This is a genomic window from Myxococcus sp. CA040A, assembly GCF_013336725.1.
Taxonomy (GTDB): Bacteria; Myxococcota; Myxococcia; order Myxococcales; family Myxococcaceae; genus Myxococcus; species Myxococcus llanfairpwllgwyngyllgogerychwyrndrobwllllantysiliogogogochensis.
The window spans coordinates 942892-960516 of the sequence record NZ_JABUMR010000004.1 but is presented as its reverse complement, the minus strand read 5'-3'; the positions used below and the strand labels follow the sequence as shown (position 1 = coordinate 960516).

16 protein-coding genes are annotated in these 17625 nt (G+C 69.0%); 4 read left to right on the top strand and 12 right to left on the bottom strand.

Annotation, left to right across the window (positions count from 1 at the left end):
* Positions 1–158: 158 nt before the first annotated feature.
* Positions 159–2330, bottom strand: a complete 2172-nt coding sequence (locus tag HUA75_RS20975; RefSeq protein WP_174487381.1) for a PHB depolymerase family esterase — start codon at positions 2328–2330, stop codon at positions 159–161.
* A gap of 97 nt (positions 2331–2427) precedes the next feature.
* Entirely contained in the window at positions 2428–3165 is a 738-nt protein-coding gene (locus HUA75_RS20970) for a M50 family metallopeptidase (RefSeq protein ID WP_141643856.1), read from the bottom strand.
* Between the two features lie 140 nt (positions 3166–3305).
* Here HUA75_RS20970 and HUA75_RS20965 point away from each other — a divergent pair, with 140 nt between their 5' ends.
* The 3 genes from HUA75_RS20965 to HUA75_RS20955 are packed head-to-tail and all read left to right on the top strand — an operon-like array spanning position 3306 to position 7120.
* On the top strand, positions 3306–5483 hold the full coding sequence (locus tag HUA75_RS20965) for a S46 family peptidase (RefSeq protein WP_174487380.1): 2178 nt from the start codon (positions 3306–3308) through the stop codon (positions 5481–5483).
* Positions 5483–6142 (top strand): hypothetical protein, encoded by a 660-nt coding sequence (locus HUA75_RS20960; RefSeq protein WP_174487379.1) that lies wholly within the window; start codon positions 5483–5485, stop codon positions 6140–6142. The genes HUA75_RS20965 and HUA75_RS20960 overlap by 1 nt, the downstream gene beginning before the upstream one ends.
* Before the next feature lie 51 nt (positions 6143–6193).
* A complete protein-coding gene (locus HUA75_RS20955) occupies positions 6194–7120 on the top strand; it encodes an ADP-ribosylglycohydrolase family protein (RefSeq protein ID WP_174487378.1) in 927 nt (308 codons plus the stop codon).
* 11 nt (positions 7121–7131) lie between these two features.
* Here HUA75_RS20955 and HUA75_RS20950 read toward each other — a convergent pair whose 3' ends face one another.
* Positions 7132–7641 (bottom strand): RNA polymerase sigma factor, encoded by a 510-nt coding sequence (locus HUA75_RS20950; protein WP_141643873.1) that lies wholly within the window; start codon positions 7639–7641, stop codon positions 7132–7134.
* A 283-nt stretch (positions 7642–7924) separates the two neighbouring features.
* Here HUA75_RS20950 and HUA75_RS20945 point away from each other — a divergent pair, with 283 nt between their 5' ends.
* Complete coding sequence (locus tag HUA75_RS20945) at positions 7925–8491, top strand: hypothetical protein (RefSeq protein WP_174487377.1); 567 nt, start codon at positions 7925–7927, stop codon at positions 8489–8491.
* Positions 8492–8548: 57 nt separating this feature from the next.
* On the opposite strand, the gene HUA75_RS20940 is transcribed toward HUA75_RS20945, so the two are convergent.
* From HUA75_RS20940 to HUA75_RS20900, 9 genes are all read right to left on the bottom strand, one after another.
* On the bottom strand, positions 8549–10186 hold the full coding sequence (locus tag HUA75_RS20940; protein WP_141643860.1) for a sigma 54-interacting transcriptional regulator: 1638 nt from the start codon (positions 10184–10186) through the stop codon (positions 8549–8551).
* Positions 10187–10279: 93 nt separating this feature from the next.
* Complete coding sequence (gspN, locus tag HUA75_RS20935; RefSeq protein ID WP_141643861.1) at positions 10280–11254, bottom strand: type II secretion system protein GspN; 975 nt, start codon at positions 11252–11254, stop codon at positions 10280–10282.
* Positions 11255–11257: 3 nt separating this feature from the next.
* On the bottom strand, positions 11258–11812 hold the full coding sequence (gene gspM / locus HUA75_RS20930) for a type II secretion system protein GspM (protein ID WP_141643862.1): 555 nt from the start codon (positions 11810–11812) through the stop codon (positions 11258–11260).
* Between the two features lie 2 nt (positions 11813–11814).
* Positions 11815–13419: a pilus assembly protein PilM gene (gene pilM, locus HUA75_RS20925; RefSeq protein WP_174487376.1), complete on the bottom strand. Its 1605-nt coding sequence runs from the start codon at positions 13417–13419 to the stop codon at positions 11815–11817.
* A gap of 1 nt (position 13420) precedes the next feature.
* The gene (locus HUA75_RS20920) at positions 13421–14812 is read right to left on the bottom strand and encodes a general secretion pathway protein GspK (protein ID WP_141643864.1); all 1392 of its coding nucleotides are present in this window, start codon (positions 14810–14812) and stop codon (positions 13421–13423) included.
* On the bottom strand, positions 14812–15486 hold the full coding sequence (locus tag HUA75_RS20915) for a type II secretion system protein J (RefSeq protein WP_141643865.1): 675 nt from the start codon (positions 15484–15486) through the stop codon (positions 14812–14814). Before HUA75_RS20915 ends, HUA75_RS20920 begins: the two co-directional genes overlap by 1 nt.
* Positions 15483–16409: a prepilin-type N-terminal cleavage/methylation domain-containing protein gene (locus HUA75_RS20910; RefSeq protein WP_141643866.1), complete on the bottom strand. Its 927-nt coding sequence runs from the start codon at positions 16407–16409 to the stop codon at positions 15483–15485. Before HUA75_RS20910 ends, HUA75_RS20915 begins: the two co-directional genes overlap by 4 nt.
* Complete coding sequence (locus HUA75_RS20905) at positions 16406–17149, bottom strand: prepilin-type N-terminal cleavage/methylation domain-containing protein (RefSeq protein ID WP_141643867.1); 744 nt, start codon at positions 17147–17149, stop codon at positions 16406–16408. The genes HUA75_RS20910 and HUA75_RS20905 overlap by 4 nt, the downstream gene beginning before the upstream one ends.
* Positions 17146–17592, bottom strand: a complete 447-nt coding sequence (locus HUA75_RS20900) for a type II secretion system protein GspG (protein WP_141643868.1) — start codon at positions 17590–17592, stop codon at positions 17146–17148. Before HUA75_RS20900 ends, HUA75_RS20905 begins: the two co-directional genes overlap by 4 nt.
* Positions 17593–17625: the final 33 nt, after the last annotated feature.

Genomic DNA, 17625 nt, shown 5'->3' with positions numbered 1-17625 from the left:
GAAATTCCGTTTAGCGGATAAGTCTTGACCCACGTTCGGACGGACCCGGGTGCGTGCGGAATGGCAATCCCTCGCAACCTCCTGGCCCCTGGTGGAGGGCGACAGTCGCCACGGAGGATGACCGTCGCCTTGGAATGAGCAGGCCTTCGCTCAGGGGGTCAATTCAGGCGCGGATGGAAGAATCCAGCCTGTCTTTGCTGGGCGAACATCCAATCCCAGAAGGCGAGGTTCTCGTACGTGGGCGTGCCGAAGTCGGTGCCCTGGGGGTGCACGGTGAAGCGCAGGGGAGAGGTCCCCGCGCCGTGGGCTCCCGTCTGGGTGGACCAGGTGTCGTTGGTGGCGTTGAACACGTACGTGAGCGTCGCGGCGGGCGCGGCGAAGGTCAGGTACTGGTCCCAGCCATACGCTTTCGTCAGGCCGCGCAACCAGGAGTGCTGGGCCGTCCACGCGTCGGCTGTCTGCCAGGCGTCCACCATCCACACGGGGACGTTGACCAACTGGGTGAGCGCGGGGCCGGGGCCGCCCAGGTTCGCGCCCACGGGCGCGAGCGCGGCGATGCGGTTGCCGTGGCTGTGGCCATAATTCCACGCACCGGAGCCGCCGAGGACGCGGCCCGTGACGTAGATGCGCGACGGGTCCACGCGGTAGTTGGCGATGAGGAAGTCGACGAGGGCGTTGAGCTGCGTGGCGTCCCAGTTCGCGGAGGCGCGCGGTGCGAAGACCATGGCCTGCTTCGTGCCGAAGTACGTCTTCCAGGTGGCGTTGTCGCGGATGAGCTTGAGCGGGCCGTAGCGGGACACCATCTCCACCAACTGGGCCTCGGTGCTCGTGGTGCCCATCTCCCCGGAGTCGTGGAGCTGGAGCACCAGCGGATAGGTCGTCGTCGGAGACGTCAGGTAGCCCGGAGGCAGGTACTCCGCGTAGGCGTACGGCGCGCCCGTGGCGCTCGTCAGCCGGCCGACGAGCTGGTCCTCGGTGGTGATGGGCAGGCCCGACGAGGACACGCGATAGGTCGCGGTGACGGTGGTGGCCGCCGCGGGCATCGTCAGGGTCGTGGTCGCGGACGTCAGGTTCGCCACCGTGGCCCCGGTCCACTGGTCGAACACGTAGCCAGAGGCCGGAGCGTCGGCGGTGAGGGTGACCTGCGTGCCGCTCGTGTACTGGCCGTCTCCCGAGCCGCTGTTGACGGTGAGGGTGTACTGCGTGGGCGAAGACACGCGGTAGGTCGCGGTGACGGTGGTGGCGGCCGCGGGCATCGTCAGGGTCGTGGTGGCGGACGTGGTGCTCGCCACCGTGGCACCGGTCCACTGGTCGAACACGTAGCCAGGGGCCGGAGCGTCGGCGGTGAGGGTGACCTGCGTGCCGCTCACATACTGGCCGTCACCCGCGCCGCTGTTGACGGTGAGCGTGTACTGGGTGGGTGGAGGCGGCGTCGTGCCGCGCTGCTGCGCCAGCATCCAGTCCCAGAACGCCTGCGTGCCGTAGGACTCCGACCAACCGGTGTGGTCCGAGCCGGGAATCACGATGAACCGGGCGATGGCCGTCCCCGTGCTCACGGCGCCCGCCTGCGACGTCCACTGCTTCGTCGTCTTGTCGAACAGGTACGTCAGCTTCTGCGAGGTGTTGGAGATGTTCACCACCTGCGACACGTCGTAGTTCTTGGTGTAGCTGACCAGCCAGGCCTGCTGCGCGGCGATTTCGTTGTAGCTGCTGGAGGCCCAGATGGGCACGTCCTTGAGCGTGGTGAGCGTGTTGCCCGGCGCTCCGATGTTGGTGGCGAAGGGGGCGATGGCCGCCAGCTCCGCGCCATACAGGTTCGCGTACCGCCACGTCCCCCAGCCGCCCATGCTCAGGCCCGTCAGGTACACGCGCGTGGGGTCCACCCGGTAGTTGGCGACGATGAACTGCACGAACGGACGAAGCTCCGCGGGCGAGTAGTTGTCCAGGCTCTGCGGCGTGAAGACCATCACCTGCTTGTTGCCGAAGTACGTCTTCCACGTGGCGCTCGCGCGGATGTTGGCGAGCGCGCCGTGCCTCGTGGTGATGGCGTACAGCTCCGCCTCCGTCGTCGCCCGACCCAGCTCTCCCATGCCGTTGAGGTGGATGATGGCCGGGTAGCTCTGGGTCGACGTCAGGTAGCCCGGAGGCAGGTACTCGGAATACCCGAGGGTGGCTCCCGAGGCGCTCGGCAGGCGGGTGACAATCTGGTCCTCCACGGTGATGTTGACCGCGGAGCGCTGGACGTCGAGCGCCTGGGCAGTCGTCTCTTCGGGGCCCGTGCCACACGCGGCCAGGAACGCCACGACGACGCTGAGTACGACGCTTCTCATGGAACACCTCTCGAGCGGGAGTACGACCCGACCCACTCTAGTAGGCGTTCTGTAATTGTTTCAATGTTGCGTTTGCCACGGAGTATGAAGTGGCGGCTCAGGCCCGGCGGGCCCGGGTGCCCACCGGGGGCATCTGGATGCCCCGGGGTCGAGCGTGGAGGGACCAGTACGCGGCGACGACCAGCAGGCCCACGGCCAGCAGCGTCCACAAGGCGGCCCACACGATGGAGGGCACGTAGGTGACGTCGGCGAGCAGCGCCGCGTCGCTCTGCGCGCGCACGGTGCTGTTCCAGAGGTCATCGCGGAGGTCGAACACCGCGTACAGCGCGGTGAAGGCGGCGATGAAGAGGTTCAGGAGGTCCACCGCGCCATCCGGCAGCCACTTCGCGCACGCGCCCATCACCACCGCGGTGCCCACGCAGAAGGCCAGGGTGAACATGTCGCCCGCGTACAGCAGGCCCATGATGACGAGCCACGCGGAGGCGGCCACGAGGACGCCCCGGCGGAGCTGGAACCGGAAGGTGGCAATCAGCAGCCCGGCCCCGGCCACCGCGCTCCCCAGGTAGCCTCCCGAGTACAGGACGACCTGTCGCAGCACGCCCGGTGGGAGGCGGGACATACACAGGCCCCCCTGGTCGGCCATCAGGTGGATGCGGTCCACGGACCCACCCAGCAGCAGGGTGGCGAGCGCGTGCCCGCTCTCGTGCATCATCACCACCAGCACCTTGAGGGGCCACAGGACGGGCGAGTCCCAGAAATACCAACCCACTCCCAGCATGGCGAGCAGGAGGGCCAGGCGGCCGAGGTCGAGCTTTGCTCCGCTGGCGGTCCTCATCGTTTTCCGGGCCTCCCCTCCATCAGACACCCCAACACTTAAGCTCGGTCCCTCTTCCCGGGAAACTCCTGGCTTGCCGCGAAGCGTCGGACCCTCCGAGGGGGTCGCCTCCGGGCGCCGGACGGGGTAGGGAGTTCTCCATGAAGAAAGCGCTGCTCCTGCTCTCGCTCGTGGCTGCCCCGGCTCTGGCCGGGGAAGGGAAGTGGACCCCCCAGCAGGTGCTGGACCTGGACCCGGCGTGGCTTCGCGCCCAGGGGCTCCAGGTCTCTCCCCGGAAGCTCTGGGACCCCAAGCGTGGCACCGGCCTGCTCGCGGGCGCGGTGAACGTGGGTGGGTGTACCGGCGCCTTCATCTCCTCCACGGGCCTGGTCATCACCAACCACCACTGTGCCTTCGGCGTCATCCAGGAGCACAGCACGCCCCAGAGGGACCTCATCACCCAGGGGTTCCTGGCCTCGGAGCGCAAGGACGAGCTGCCCGGAAAGGGCGCGCGGGTGCAGGTGCCCCGCAGCTTCACGGACGTGACGGCGCAGGTGCTCGCCGCGGTGCCGCAGGGCGCGGACGACCTGGTCCGCTACAAGGCCATCGAGCGCAAGCAGAAGGAGCTGGTGGCCGAGTGCGAGAAGCGCCCCGCCACGCGCTGCCAGGTGTCCACGTTCGACGGCGGCGTCAACTACACGCTGGTGGACGCGGTGGAGCTGGTGGACGTGCGGCTCGTCTACGCGCCGCCGCGCGCGGTGGGCGAGTACGGCGGCGAGGAGGACAACTGGATGTGGCCGCGCCACACCGGTGACTTCGCCATCGTCCGCGCGTACACCGCGCCGGATGGGGCCTCGGCGCCGTACAGCGAGAAGAACGTGCCGTTCAAGGCGGAGTTCTTCTTCCCGCTGGCCACCGAGGGCGTGAAGCCGGGCGACTTCGTGATGGTGCTCGGCTACCCGGGCCGCACCTACCGCGCGCTGCTCGCGGAGGAGATGGCGGAGCGCCAGTCGCGGCTCTACCCGCGCATGCGCGACGTGTTCGGCGAGGCCATCCGCATCCTGGAGGAAGAAGGGGACAAGGACCCGGCCGGGAAGATCGCCGTCGCGTCCACCGTCAAGAGCCTGCACAACGTGCACAAGAACGCGGGCGGGCAGCTCGCGGGGCTCAAGCGCGGGAAGCTGGTGGAGAAGCAGCACCAGTCCGAAGCGGACGTGGCAGCCTGGGCCGGCAAGAACAGCGCGAAGTGGGCGAGCGCCCTGACGGCCCGCGACGCGCTGCTGGCCGAGCAGAAGGCGAACACGAAGGTATTCGAGCGCGAGTTCCTGCTCGGGTCGACCTCTCGGCTGGCCCGAGGCCCCGCGCTGGCGGTGACGCTGTCGCGGCTGGCCGCGGAGCGCGCGAAGCCGGACCTGGAGCGCCGCCCGGAGTACATGGAGCGCGAGCAGGCCCGCATCAAGGACCGCCTGGAGCGCGAGCAGAAGAACGTGTTCCTGCCGGCGGAGAAGCGGCTGCTCATGGCCTACGTGCGGCGCGCGCAGGCGCTGGGCGCGGACGAGCGCATCGCCGCCGTGGACAAGCACTTCGGCAAGGTGTTCGTGGAGAAGGACGTCGCCGCGAAGGTGGACGCGCTCTATGCCGTCACCCAGGTGCTGACGCTGTCCGAGCGCATGAAGATGGCGACGGAGACGGTCGCGCAGCTGGAGGCGCGCAAGGACCCGATGCTGGCGTTCGGCGCGGACCTGGCGCGGGAGCTGGAGGCGCTGGACGACGTGGGAGACCGTCGCCAGGGCATGTCGCTGCGGCTGCGTCCGGACTGGCGCAAGGCGGTGCTGGCGCATGCGGGCAAGCCGGTGGCGCCGGATGCGAACGGGACGCTGCGCGTGACGTTCGCCAAGGTGCAGGGCTACTCGCCGAGAGACGGCGCGGTGTACACGCCGCAGACGACGCTTACGGGCATGCTCGCCAAGCACACCGGCGAGGAGCCCTTCGACGTGCCGGAGCGCGTGTCGAAGGTCGCCGAGTCCAAGCGGTTTGGCGCGTGGGCGGACAAGAAGCTGAAGGACGTGCCGGTGAACTTCCTGGCGGACGCGGACACGACGGGTGGCAACTCCGGCAGCCCCACGGTGAACGGCAAGGGGCAGTTGGTGGGCGTCAACTTCGACCGCGTCTGGGAGAACGTGGCCAACGACTTCGGCTACAACCCGGACGTGGCCCGCAACGTCAACGTGGACGTGCGGTATGTCTTGTGGATGTTGGACCAGGTGGAGAACGCGGACACGCTCTTGAGGGAGCTGGGCGTGCGCAAGGGCCCGAAGGTCGCAGGGGAGACGCGCTGATGACAGACCCGGCGGACACCGCTCCGCCCCTGCCCACCTTCCGGCCGGAAGAGCAGGTGTGCGGCAACTGCAAGCTGTGGAGCCCTCACTCGGTGGATGAGCGCCGGGGCTGGGTGGGGCCGTGTCGGCTCCAGTCCTCGCGGGGCATGTTCCCTCCGTCCGCCCCCATCTGTGACAAGTACGCGCCCCGAGGCACGGCCGTGGCCCCGGCGGCGCATTCTGCTTCGCGCGAGCGGACCGCGCGCAGCGTGGCCCCGGTGGTGATTCGCCGCCGGGTGGACCCCAATGAAGTCGTGGACCTGGAAGGGCTGAACATGACGCGTGAAGAGTTGATGGACATCTTCCGGGAGGCGTCCGGCCTGACCGACGCGCCCCCGCTCGCTGGCAAGTGGGAGGGCGGCATGGTGCGCCTGGTTCCGGGCAACCCGGAGCTGCAGGCCAAGGACCTGCCCATCGACAGCCTGTTCCACAAGGTCGTCATGGTGCGCGACAGGCTCCGAGTGCTCGAGCAGAAGCTCAACGCCCATCCGAAGCTGTCCGATGCGGAGAAGGTGGAGATGCAGAGCTACATCACCCGCGTCTACGGCTCGCTCACCAACTTCAACGTCCTCTTCAAGGACAAGGGTGACCAGTTCGTCGGCGCGAAGGGTGACGAGTAGTTGAATAGTGTCGATTTGACACGAAGGTGGCGCCGGGTGTTGACTGGCGTCATGTCCTCGACTGGCAGACCGGCGGACCACGCGGAGCGGATGTCGCGAGCCCTGTTGTCGTTGGAGGGGCTCTCCGTGGGGGATGGCTTTGGCGAGCGGTTCTTCGCGGCGCGGAGCCTGGTGGCGGAGTGGGTGGAGGCGCGCAGGCCGCCTTCCGCTCCGTGGCCGTACACGGACGACACGGAGATGGCGCTCTCCATCGTCCAGGTGCTCGACGAGCACGGGCAGGTGGAGCAGGAGCGGCTCGCGCAGCTGTTCGGCAAGCGCTACCGCGCCAATCGCTACCGGGGTTATGGCGGCACGGCGCTGGATATCCTCGAGCGCATCCACCTGGGGATGCACTGGCTGCCCGCGTCGTCCCAGGTCTTCGACGGCACGGGGTCCAAGGGCAACGGCGCGGCGATGCGCGTGGCTCCGTTGGGCGCCTACTTCGCGGGCGACTTGCGGCGCGCGGCGGACGAGGCTCGGTTGTCCGCGGAGGTGACGCACTACCATCCGGATGGACAGGCGGGCGCCGTGGCCGTCGCGGTGGCGGCGGCGTGGGCCAGTCAGGACGCGGCGACGCGCGGGCGGGCGCGCAACCTCTTCGACGTGGTGCTGGAGTACACGCCGAACGGGGCCACGCGGCGCGGGCTGGAGAAGGCTCGGGGCTGGTCGCTGGAGACGACGCCGACGGCGGCCGCGAAGGAGCTGGGCAGTGGCTTCCAGGTGCTGTCGGAGGACACGGTGCCCTTCGTGGTGTGGTGCGCGGTGCGGCACCTGGAGCACTACGAGGACGCGTTGTGGTCCACGGTGTCCGGGCGGGGCGACATGGACACGACGTGCGCCATGGTGGGCGGCATCGTCGTGCTCGTCACGGGCAGGGCGGCGATTCCCGCGTCGTGGCTGGAGGCTCGGGAGAAGCTCCAGCTTCGGGCGCTGGAGTAGCGCCGTGTGCCTCAGGGGTGGTGGCCGCGCTCTTCCATGAGGCCGAAGGTGCGCTGCCGGGCGCGGTGCAGGGTGCTCTTCACGGTGCCTTCGGGGATGCGCAGCAGGCGGGCGATTTCGGGGTAGCTGAGACCGCGCACCTCGCGAAGGTGGAGGACCTGGCGCTGCTGCTCGTTGATCTCCTGCATGGCGTCGGTGAAGTGGCGCTCCAGCTCCGCGCCCACCGCCTGGACTTCGGGCGTGAGGGGCTCGGAAGGCTCCAGGCTGAGTCGCTCGCGGCGCTTGCGTGCGCGCAGCCAGTTGATGCTGCTGTTGACCATGACGCGGTGGAGCCACGTGGTCCAGGCCGCGCGTCCGCCGTAGCCAGGAGACTTCCAGGCGAGTCGGGCGAAGACGTCCTGCACCACGTCCTCCGCATCGTCCGCGTCGCCGACGATGCGGCGGGCGATGGCGAGGGCGCGGGCACGGTGCTCGTTGTAGAGCTGAGTCAGAGGCGGAAGGTCGATGACTGCGGCGTGCATCACGGGTGGGCTCCTGAACACCCCAGCGGGGACCTCCCTTGGAACGAACCGGTCGCGAAAAGGGTCTATCGGCCCGTGGCGGTGGGGTTTTTCCACCGCACATCTGGCGGTACGGACAGGAACCCGGTGCCGGGTTTCCGCTCGTACTTCAGGGCATGAAGGTGGGTAGGCTCACGGTGTCCTGGGGCCGCGTGGCGCGGGACGTGGGCGGGGTTCACGGGGTGTTCTGACGGCCGGGTCGAACGCCGCCTGGCTCCGTGTCATTCACGGAGGAAGGTCGTGGATGGACAAGAAGATGAGGCTGGGCGGTGGGGTGGTGGACTCGTTCCGGATTCCGCCCATTGAATTCGTGCGGGGGGAGTGCACGAGGCTGGCGATGCCGTCATATGGCCCAGCGCTCCGTCGCCTGCGGGACGCCCTGGATGTGATGACGGGCGCGGGGGCACTGCGTGTCACCGTGGCGAATTCGTTCACGGACCGGGGGGGCGGTTGGTGGGACCGACTGAGGCGCCTGACGGCGGCCCGTGCGGTGGCTGAGGAGTTGCGCCAGCCCATGGAGGTTGGCCGAGCGCTCTGTGTTCAGCTCGGTATCGACCCCGACCGATTCCCCACCGCGCTGAATTGGCTGGAGCGGAAGTTGCTCGACTTCGAGGTGGCGACGGCTTCGACGGACATCGTCATCGTCGCCGACTCGGGGTTGGGCGTCGTCAAACGGGAACGGTTCCTCGCGCACGTCGACGCGGCGCTGCGGTCCGAGCGATTCGCGGTGTTGATGCTCGACGGGCCCCGCGACGCGGTGCGCCCGCCGATGATTGCCTGGAAGGATGTCCCCAAGCCGTGGGGCCTTTGAGCGAGACCCGGCGCGCCCGCCCTTCATGACGCCTGAAGGGCGGGGCTGTCGTGGGCGCTACTCCTGCTCGTCCTGCTTCGTCAGGCCCCAGTCCTTCAGGCGCTTGAACAGGGTGGAGCGGGCCACGCCCAGCTCGCGAGCCACGCGCTCGCGGTTGTTGTTGTACCGGCGCAGCGCGGCCTCGACGATCTGCCGCTCCAGCTTCTCCAGCATCTGCTCCAGCGTCATCCCAGGAGGCAGCTCCGGCACCGCGATGCCGGTCTCCTTGTTCATCTCCTGGTCGAACGTCAGGTCCGCCGCGTCGATGACCGGGCCCTTGCGGAACAGCAACGCGCGGTGCACCACGTTGCGCAGCTCGCGGATGTTGCCCGGCCACATGTGTCCGCGGAGCCGCTCCACCGCCGCCGCCGAGAAGCTCACCGTCTGCCCTCGCGGCGCGTACACCTTCACGAAGTGCTCGGCCAGCGCGGGCAAATCACTCTTGCGGCTGCGCAGGGGCGGCAGGTGCAACGGAATCACGCAGAGGCGGTAGTACAAATCCTCGCGGAACTTGCCCTCGCGAGCCGCCGCCAGCAGGTCCAGGTTCGTCGCCGCCACCACCCGCACGTCCACGTGCATGGGCCGGCTGGCGCCCACACGCTTGATTTCTCCGCTCTCCAGCGCGCGCAGCAGCTTCGCCTGCAGGTCCAGCGGCAGCTCGCCAATTTCGTCCAGGAAGAGGGTGCCGCCGTCGGCCTCCTCGAAGGCGCCCTTGCGCGCGTTCGCCGCGCCCGTGAAGGAGCCCTTCTCGTGGCCGAACAGCTCGCTCTCGATGAGCTCCTTGGAGATGGCCGCGCAGTTCACCGGCACCAGCGGCTTGTTCGCCCGCTGTGAGCACTGGTGGATGGCCTTCGCCACCAGCTCCTTGCCCGTGCCGGACTCGCCCAGAATCGTCACGGCCGCCGTGGAGGGCGCCACGCGCTCGATGAGGTCCGCCAGCCCCTTCACCGCCGTGTCGTTGCCGATGATGCCGTGGAAGGAGGCCACTTCCTTCTTGGACCCCGTCGCCGCCACCTCCAGCACCAGCTCCGTCTCACCCACCCGCAGCGTGGTGGGCAGCGTGACTTCCGCCTCGAACAGGCGCACCGGCCCCAGCCACGTGCCGTTGGTGGAGCGCAGGTCCACGACGTGGAACGTGCCTTCCCGCCGCGTCACCTTCAGGTGCTTGCTGGAGGCGAACCGGTCCTGGAGGACCAGGTCACAGCCCGCGTCCTTGCCCGCCGTGAAGCTGTCCCCGGTGAGCCGGTGCACCGACTCGTTCAGGCCCTGCTTCACGCGCACCTGCGCCGGCTGCCAGCGCGGCACCTGCGCGTCCTTCTGGATGGACGTGGTGTGGCCCACCTCGGTGGCGACATCCGCGCCCTCGCCGCCGCCGCTCAGGCGGAACACCGCGCGCCACTGACCGAGCACCAGGTCGGCGCCGTCGGGCAGCTCGGCGTCGGTGACGGACGTGCCGCCCACCACGGTGCCCTTGCCGGAGAGGTCCTGCACCCGGCACCGCGTCCCGTCCCACAGCAGCGCCACCTGCTGACGGCTCACCTCCGGGTCCGGAATGGCGACGTCGCTCTGCTCGCCGCGCCCGAGCACCAACCGTGCCCGGTCCACGCCCACCCTCAACACCTCCTCGCCACGACGAAAAAACACCAGCTCCGGCATCCACGACCCTCCTGTGCGCCCGCGCTTTACACGTCCCGGCGCGCTGACTTCAACCCCACGCGTCGGGTTGGGCGCGCCCCCAGGTGCCGCGTGCTACCGACGGGGCAGGAAGGTGGGCCGGTTGAGGAAGCCGCCGAGCCTGGCCGCCCGGAAGCTCGGGTCCTTCTTGTCCGGGGGGAAGATGGTGATTCCCGCCGCCAGGAGGCCCAGCCGCTTCTGCGCCTCCGGGTCCAGCCGGAGATTCACATCCATGGCGGGCTCGCTGTACTCCAGCCGCTTGCCCAGCTTCAGCGTGCCGGTGGCCAGCGCCTCCACGTCCTCGCCCTTCAGCCGCAGCTCCTGCACCGTGCCCAGGCCCTTCTCGAAGTTGATGCGGCCCACCAGCGCGCCGAGCGCCACCTGCGGCAGCTCCATGGGCATCGAGTTGCCACCGCCCATGGGGATGGACGCCTTGCCGCCCTTGATGATGAGCCCCTGTGAGTCGAGCGTCAGCTCGCCGTTCGCCTGGGACAGGTCCGGCTCCGGGCTCTTGCCCTTGGGCAGCGTCAGCGCCAGCACGCCATTGAGCTCGCCATCCAGGTCCATCCCGAGGAAGGCCGGCAGGTTGCCACCACTGGCCTTGAGCCCGTCCAGCTCCGCGCGGACCTTCATGTCGCCCAGCCAGCCCATGGAGCCCGCCACCGTTCCACCCAGTGCGTTGGCGCGAATGGCCAGCCCCGGCGGGAAGAGGGTGGGGCGCACCGCCACGCTGTCGATGACCACCGCCTCGCCCAGCTCCGCGGCGCCCGGCAGGGTGCCCTCACCGCTGACGAGCATCGCCAGCGTCTCCGCGCTCAGCGGCTGGGGCGGCTTGCTCACCCGCACGTTGGTGGCGGTGACACCCGCCAGCCCCGGCCTCAACGAGCCGATGCGCACGGCGAGCCCCGCCTGCGCGGCCTCCGAGACCAGGCGCGTGCGCACCGTGTCGTACGGGAAGGTGATGAGCAGGCAGAGGATGAAGGCCACGAGCGCGAACGCGCCGTAGCCCAGGATGATCTTCCAGCGCGCGAGCTTGGTGTCAGAGGACATGGGTTATTGCTTCATCCGGTAGGTGGCCACGGTGGTCCACGCCGTCAGCGTGTCGTTCGGCCTCGGTTCGATGCGCAGGTACTTCACCTTCACCACGCCAGGACCGCTCTCCACCGTGCGCATGAAGTCCGTCAGCTTGCGCAGGTCCACGTCGGAGAACGTCAGCTCCACGGAGCTCTCCATGATCTTCCCATCGCCCACGCCCACGTCGCCCTTGGGCGTCATGTTGGGCACCTGGAGCCCGGCCGCCGTGGCCTTGTCCTCGATGTAGGTGATGAGCTGCACGTTGCTGGACGTCAGCTGCGTCTCCACCGCCTGCCGCGACGCCTGCGCCTCGCGATAGCTGGCCGCCAGCGCCTGCACCTCCTGCAGCTTCGCCAGCTTGTCCTGTGTGCGCTTGCGGTAGCCGGACGCGGTGTTGGCGAATGTCATCAGCACCGCGAACACGACGAACACCGCCACCGCCGCGCCGGCGATGGACACCATCCGCCGCTCACGGTCACTCAACCGCTCGAACCACGTCTGCACCGGCGCGAGCACTTCCTGAAGCCTGGCCATGACTAGCTCTCCCCCCCTTCCGCACCAGGGCACTGCACCTGCACGTCCAGGCGGAACGTCACCTTCTGCCCGTCGCGGGTGCGCTCCACCTTGCCCTGCTTCACTTCCTTGAAACACGCGTGGTTCTTGAGCGCGTTGGACAGCGTATCCACCTGCTTGGAGGAGTCCGTCTCCCCCTGGAGGATGACGCGGTCCGTGTCGATCTGGATGCGGTCGAACTTCACCGGCAGGTCCGTGGGCACCTTCTGCGTCACCTCCGCGAGCAGGTTCACCGCGGACATCCGGGGCAGCGCCGCCGCCGGGCTCTCCACGCCCTTGAGCAGGTTCAGCGCGCGGTTGTAGTCCTTCTCACACTTGCCGAGGATGCGCTGGGTCGTCTCGCACAGCGCCGCGTCCACCTGCGCCTCGCGCCGCGACAGCACGGAGTTGCGCACCACGCCGAAGGCGATGAGCAAGAGCAAGAGCGTGGCGGCGAAGGACGCCAGCAGGCCCAGCTTGTCCTTCACGTAGTCGAAGTCGCCCTTGAAGGCGAGGTCGTCGCGTCGGTAGTTGAAGCGCGGCGCACGCGCGCCCGTGGCGTTGCCTCGCAGCGCCAGCGCGTAGGCCTGCGCGGCGGACGGCTGCTCCGCGGAGGGAACCGCTTCCGAGGTGTCCGCGGGAAGCGCCAGCACGCGCACCGGCAGGTTCAAGTCCCGGGAGAGCTGCTCCGCCAGGCCCGGCATCCGCGCCGAGCCGCCACACAGCACCAGCGCGCCCACCTGCTGGCGGCTGCGCGCCGTGTAGGCCTTCAGGGTGGGGCGCAGCTCGCGCAGCACCGGCTGGAGCCCGCGCACGAAGGCCGCCGCCGCGCGCTCCGCGTCCGGCCCCTGCGCCGCGCTGGCCATGGCCCCGTGCTGCTCCTTCCAGTGATGCGCTTCGGCGAGCGAGGTCTGGAACTCCGTCGCCAGCGCCTTGCTCAAGTCCTTGCCGCCGCCCGCGAAGGTGCGCGCGAACTGCACGCCCGTGCCCGGCCGGCCGATGGCCACCGAGGTGCGCTCGTGGCCCATGTCGACCACGGCCACCACGCCTCCCTCGCCGCTGCCCTCGAAGAGGCTGGCGGCCTGCTGGAGCATGTTCTGGTAGGCCAGCGCCGGGTGCGTGACGATGCGCGGGTCCACCTTCAGCTCGCCCAGCAGGTCGAGCAGCGACTTCAGCTCCGCCCTGCGCACCACGCCCACCAGCAGGTCGCTGGCCTTCTCCTTGCCGTCCGTCTCCTTCTGGCCCACGACCTGGTAGTCGTAGACGACGTCGGAGATGTCGAACGGGAGCAGGCTGCCAATCTCGAAGGGCAGCGTCGCTTCAATCCGCTTCCCGTCGGAGAACGGCAGGCTCAGCGAGTGGGTGATGAGCGCGGGGCCGGGCAGGGCGACCACGACCTGGTCGGCGTGACCTGGTGGCAGCTTGCCAATCAGCTCCTGCACCGCGGCGCGCAGCGTGTCGGCGCGCTCGCCCTCCTGGGCGCGGCGCACCTCCACGTAGCTCCGGGTGGCGTGTCCTTTCGTCCGCGCCTCCAGCACCACGCCCTTCACGGAGTGGCTGCCCAAATCGAGGCCAAGAATGCGGGCCATGCTATTCCTCTCTCCAGTACAGGAGCCTGCCCAGCGTGTCGTCCAGCCGGACCACTGCGGTCAGCGTCTTCTGCACGTTGCCCGCCTCTCCCACGGATTTGATGGTGAACGTCTGACTCTTGTCGCCGATGAGGCGATTGCCCGCCACGTTGGACTTCACGGCGGGATTGACGACGATGCCCGCGCTCTCCACCACGGCGACGAAGTCCTGCACGCCCATGCCGAAGAAGCTGAACATGCGCGCGCTGCGGATGCGGGTGATGAGCTCGTTGAGGAACACCGGGTCCTTCAATCGCGGGTCCGGCCGGGCCGGGTCCGCCACGGACATGATGGCCAGCCCCATCATCACCGGGTCATCCGTGTTGATGTTGGGCCGGGAGTTGATGTCCGGGTACACCGTGAGCCTGTCACGGAACGCCGACATGAACTGGTCATTCACCCCGTGCACCCGGTACAGCTCGTCGATGCTGTCGAAGCGCGCGTTCTTCGGCTCGTAGCTCGGCTCGTAGCGACTGTAGGGCGAGCCCTCGTCGGAGAAGCCGGAGGGCATGGGGTTGACGGGGTCCGCCGGGTTGATGGTGGAGCCCGTCTCGTCGTCGTCCGCCCAGTCCTTGATGGCCAGCATCACTTCCCGCGGATTGCCGCGGACCTTGTTCGCGTCGTCGCGCTCCCAGAGGAACTCGAAGCGCTTGTCTTCGAGCATGTCCAACATCCGCAGCGCCGTGGGAAGCGCGTCGCCCGCGCCCGCCACCAGCCGGTGCACGTTGAGCTTCTCCTCCTCGTCGGAGATGGTGGACAGGAAGCAGCCCTCGAAGCCGCCGAACGAGCGGCGCGTCATCTGCTGCGACATCTCCCGCGACGCCGGGTCCTCGCCGTCCTTCATGTCGAAGTTCGGGTCGTCCTCGTCCACGGGGGCCAGTGGCGGAGCGTCGTTTTCGGGCTCCAGGCCCTCGCTCTTCACCATGCCCTTGAGCATGTGGCAGTCCACCCGCGCCATCTTCCAGAGCTGGAGGTTGAGCGACGTCGGCTGCGGGGTGTTGCCCTGATTGCCCTGGTTGCCCATCAGGCTGCCCAGCAGCGACGCGGGGTTGGGGATGGGCGTCTGGTCCACCTGCTTCTGGAAGCGAAGCAGGAGCCGCGACAGCGCCACGCCCGAGCGCGCCATGTAATACGCGCGCACCTCGTCCCGCTGATTGGCCGCGAGTTGGAGGTCGACCCGGCTGTTGTAGGCGAACTCGGTGGCGATGACCGTGAGGAGCGCGATGGAGACCACCGCGATGATGAGCGCCACGCCACGCGGGCGCCGCTCCCCACCAGGGCCGCGCGCGGCTCCGGACGTGGGCGGACTGGGACGGCGCCGCCGGGGCGTCTGCTGGAAGAAGGGCAGGGGCATCAGTACCTCGGCAGCTCGGTGTTCAACATGATGCGCGCCTGGGTGGAGTAGCGCGCCTCCTTGCCCGTCTCGTCCACGGCGGTAATCGACATCCGCACGCGCGTGGGCAGGATGGTCTTCTGCTCCGTGCGGCGGGTGTCCCACTCGTCATCCCATTCCTTCTTCTCGGAGTTCCAGTACTCGAACTCCAGCTTCTTGGCGCCCTCGAACAGCACGTCCGTCGTGCCGCCCCGGTCCATGCGGTCATCCACGTTGGGATTCACGCGGCGCTTGAGGTCCACGCGGCCCTTGGCGGCCCGGTCGTCGGAGGCCTCCAGGAAGTACTCCACCACCGCCTGGTCGGACTCCTTCACGTCCGTGTACAGCCGCTGGTGGGCGAACGTGGTGAACAGCAGTCGGTCGCTTTCGCCCACGAAGTTGGTGGGGCGGTCCTGCTGGTCGCGGAAGCGCTTCAGGTCGAACCTGTCGCTCACGTACGCGGAGCCAATCTCCCGGGCCATCCGGTTCATCGCCACCCGGACCTGCCGGTAGCGGTCCGCGTCCTCCTCCACCGACTCCTTCGCCGTCAGGCCCGTCTGGAAGGCCATGGCCACCACCGTGCCCATCAGGGCGGTGATGGCCACCGCCACCATGACCTCCATCAGCGTGAAGCCGCGCGCGCGCCCGGTCCTCATCGGTCGTTCCTCTGCTGCATGCCGGGGAAGTTCGGAATCGACGGACGACCGCCTCCGAAGATGCCGCCGCCCGGGTTGGGAACGACGCCGCCGTTACCGCCGCCTCGCTGCGGCTGGCTGCCGCCATTGGCGCGCTGCAGCCACTCCGAGCGGCGCATCAGCGGCTTGCGCGTCTCAGGATGGAGCATGGTGCCGTTGGGGCCGGGGATGGGGTTCTGCACGATCATCCCCGGGCTGTCGGGGTCCACCCACTGGTTGTCGGCGCCCGGCGTGGTGCCCTGCGTGGCCGTGAAGCCGCCGTTGCGGTCCGAGCCCGGCCCGAGCGACACCACGTGCGTCACCAGGTCGATGCTCTCCAACTGGGTGCCCTCCTGCCAGTACACGGTGAGGTGCACCTCGCGCACCGTCTGGGTGAGCTGCTGCACCATCTGCGTGAACATGGGCTGCGCCATGCCCATGGCCGCGCCCCCCAGGCCTCCGCCCGCGGGCTGCGGTCCACTGGAGGCGCCATCCTTGCCGCCACCGGCACCTCCGCCGAACAGACTGGCGATGCCGCTCATCGGGTCATCCGAGTCCCCTCCGCCGATGGGCAGGTTGAAGAGGGCGCCGATGAGCTGGTCCGGCGACACGCCGTCCAGCTTCGGGGCGATGATGCGCGCCTTCCACTTGAACTGGGACCAGCCCTCGTCGGAGAAGTCGCCGGACTCCTCGTCGTCGTCGGGCGAGAAGCCGTCGTCGTAGAGCTTCTGCTCCACGTCCGTCATCTTCGCGCGCGCCAGGAGCGAGGCCACCGTGAGGCGCTTGGTGTAGACGTGGTTGGACACCGCGCCCGCGTTCAGGTCGAAGATGGCCATCAACGCGAGGCCCAGGATGGCCAGCGCCACGACGACTTCCAGCAGCGTGAAGCCCGAGGCGCGCCTCATCGCGGCACCTCCAGCACGTCGTTCGCGATGGTCACCTTGCCGGTGAGCGGGGACACGTCCAGCGTCCAGGCGTTGTCGCCCTGGCTCACGTACACGTACGCCTTCTCCGTGTACCCCTGCGGGAAGAAGTAGAGGTACGCCACGCCGTTGTCGACGGCCTCCTTCTGCTGGCGCGTCCACACCGACACGCGCACGTCCGCGGGCAGGTCCCTGGCCGGCACTTCCTCCGAGGTGAACGAGGAGAAACGCGCCGCGTTCTGCACGCGCTCCTTTTCTCCGTCCATCAGCTCCTGCGCGCTGGGCGCGTCTCCGCCCGAGGCCACGTAGCTGCGGCGCTCCTCGTTGCCCTGGGTGTTGCCCCGGTTGGAGCGCCGGGCCTGCTCGCGCTCGCGGTTCTCGTCGCGCAGGGCGGTGTCGCGGTCCCTGGACGTCGTCACCGCGCTCTCGGCGCACTCGGCATGGTAGCGCGTGGCCTTCTCCTCCTTGGGGTCCGGAATCTCGAAGACCAGCCGGCACGTCTTGCCGCGCAGGGCCGCCGAGTCGTAGAGCGAGCGGATGGTGCCCGCAAGCTCCCCCGCGGCGCCCTTGGCCTTGGCGCCCGTGAGCGAGCCGATGCCCATCACCGCCGCGGAGAACAGCATCGCGACGATGATGATGGCGATGGAGATCTCGATGAGCGTCAGGCCGCGCTGGGCTCGGTGGAGCGTGCGCCGCCCGGTCGCTGTCCTGACACGCGTCATGGTTGCCCCCAGTCCGTCAGCACGCCCCCGCTGCTCAGGTCAGCGTCCGTTCCCACGCCGCCCTTCTTCCCGTCCGCCCCGTAGGAGATGACGGCGCCATTCCTGCCATCCATCCAGTAGACGTACGGGTGACCCCACGGGTCCAACGGCACGGAGTCGATGAGCTTCGCCTCGATGAGCGGCGTGAAGCCCTGCTCCTTCGACGGGAAGCGCCCCATCAGCCGGTTGTGCGCCTTGAACAGGCCCTCCAGCTTGCGAATCTCTCCGCGAGCCCGGCGCTGCTCCGGCACCAGCGAGCGGTCGTCCGTCACGTACACGAGGACGAACGCCAGCACGGTGGCCACCAGGAAGATGGCCGCCAGCAGCAGCCGCCCCTTCGTCTGGGGGCGCAGGGCCCCCGCGGGCGAGGGCATCTGGGATGGAAGTGAGGTTTGCACGTTCATACCCGAAGCCCTGTCAACACGCGGGGTGCGCTA

What these genes read in the sequence shown, in the direction of transcription:
- pilM (WP_174487376.1), bottom strand. Translation starts at nt 13,419, where the DNA reads ATGGCCCGCATTCTTGGCCTCGATTTGGGCAGCCACTCCGTGAAGGGC.
- HUA75_RS20910 (WP_141643866.1), bottom strand. Translation starts at nt 16,409, where the DNA reads ATGAGGCGCGCCTCGGGCTTCACGCTGCTGGAAGTCGTCGTGGCGCTG.
- HUA75_RS20945 (WP_174487377.1), top strand. Translation starts at nt 7,925, where the DNA reads ATGGACAAGAAGATGAGGCTGGGCGGTGGGGTGGTGGACTCGTTCCGG.
- HUA75_RS20915 (WP_141643865.1), bottom strand. Translation starts at nt 15,486, where the DNA reads ATGAGGACCGGGCGCGCGCGCGGCTTCACGCTGATGGAGGTCATGGTG.
- gspN (WP_141643861.1), bottom strand. Translation starts at nt 11,254, where the DNA reads ATGTCCTCTGACACCAAGCTCGCGCGCTGGAAGATCATCCTGGGCTAC.
- HUA75_RS20900 (WP_141643868.1), bottom strand. Translation starts at nt 17,592, where the DNA reads ATGAACGTGCAAACCTCACTTCCATCCCAGATGCCCTCGCCCGCGGGG.
- HUA75_RS20965 (WP_174487380.1), top strand. Translation starts at nt 3,306, where the DNA reads ATGAAGAAAGCGCTGCTCCTGCTCTCGCTCGTGGCTGCCCCGGCTCTG.
- HUA75_RS20970 (WP_141643856.1), bottom strand. Translation starts at nt 3,165, where the DNA reads ATGAGGACCGCCAGCGGAGCAAAGCTCGACCTCGGCCGCCTGGCCCTC.
- HUA75_RS20955 (WP_174487378.1), top strand. Translation starts at nt 6,194, where the DNA reads ATGTCCTCGACTGGCAGACCGGCGGACCACGCGGAGCGGATGTCGCGA.
- HUA75_RS20905 (WP_141643867.1), bottom strand. Translation starts at nt 17,149, where the DNA reads ATGACGCGTGTCAGGACAGCGACCGGGCGGCGCACGCTCCACCGAGCC.
- HUA75_RS20975 (WP_174487381.1), bottom strand. Translation starts at nt 2,330, where the DNA reads ATGAGAAGCGTCGTACTCAGCGTCGTCGTGGCGTTCCTGGCCGCGTGT.
- gspM (WP_141643862.1), bottom strand. Translation starts at nt 11,812, where the DNA reads ATGGCCAGGCTTCAGGAAGTGCTCGCGCCGGTGCAGACGTGGTTCGAG.
- HUA75_RS20960 (WP_174487379.1), top strand. Translation starts at nt 5,483, where the DNA reads ATGACAGACCCGGCGGACACCGCTCCGCCCCTGCCCACCTTCCGGCCG.
- HUA75_RS20940 (WP_141643860.1), bottom strand. Translation starts at nt 10,186, where the DNA reads ATGCCGGAGCTGGTGTTTTTTCGTCGTGGCGAGGAGGTGTTGAGGGTG.
- HUA75_RS20920 (WP_141643864.1), bottom strand. Translation starts at nt 14,812, where the DNA reads ATGCCCCTGCCCTTCTTCCAGCAGACGCCCCGGCGGCGCCGTCCCAGT.
- HUA75_RS20950 (WP_141643873.1), bottom strand. Translation starts at nt 7,641, where the DNA reads ATGCACGCCGCAGTCATCGACCTTCCGCCTCTGACTCAGCTCTACAAC.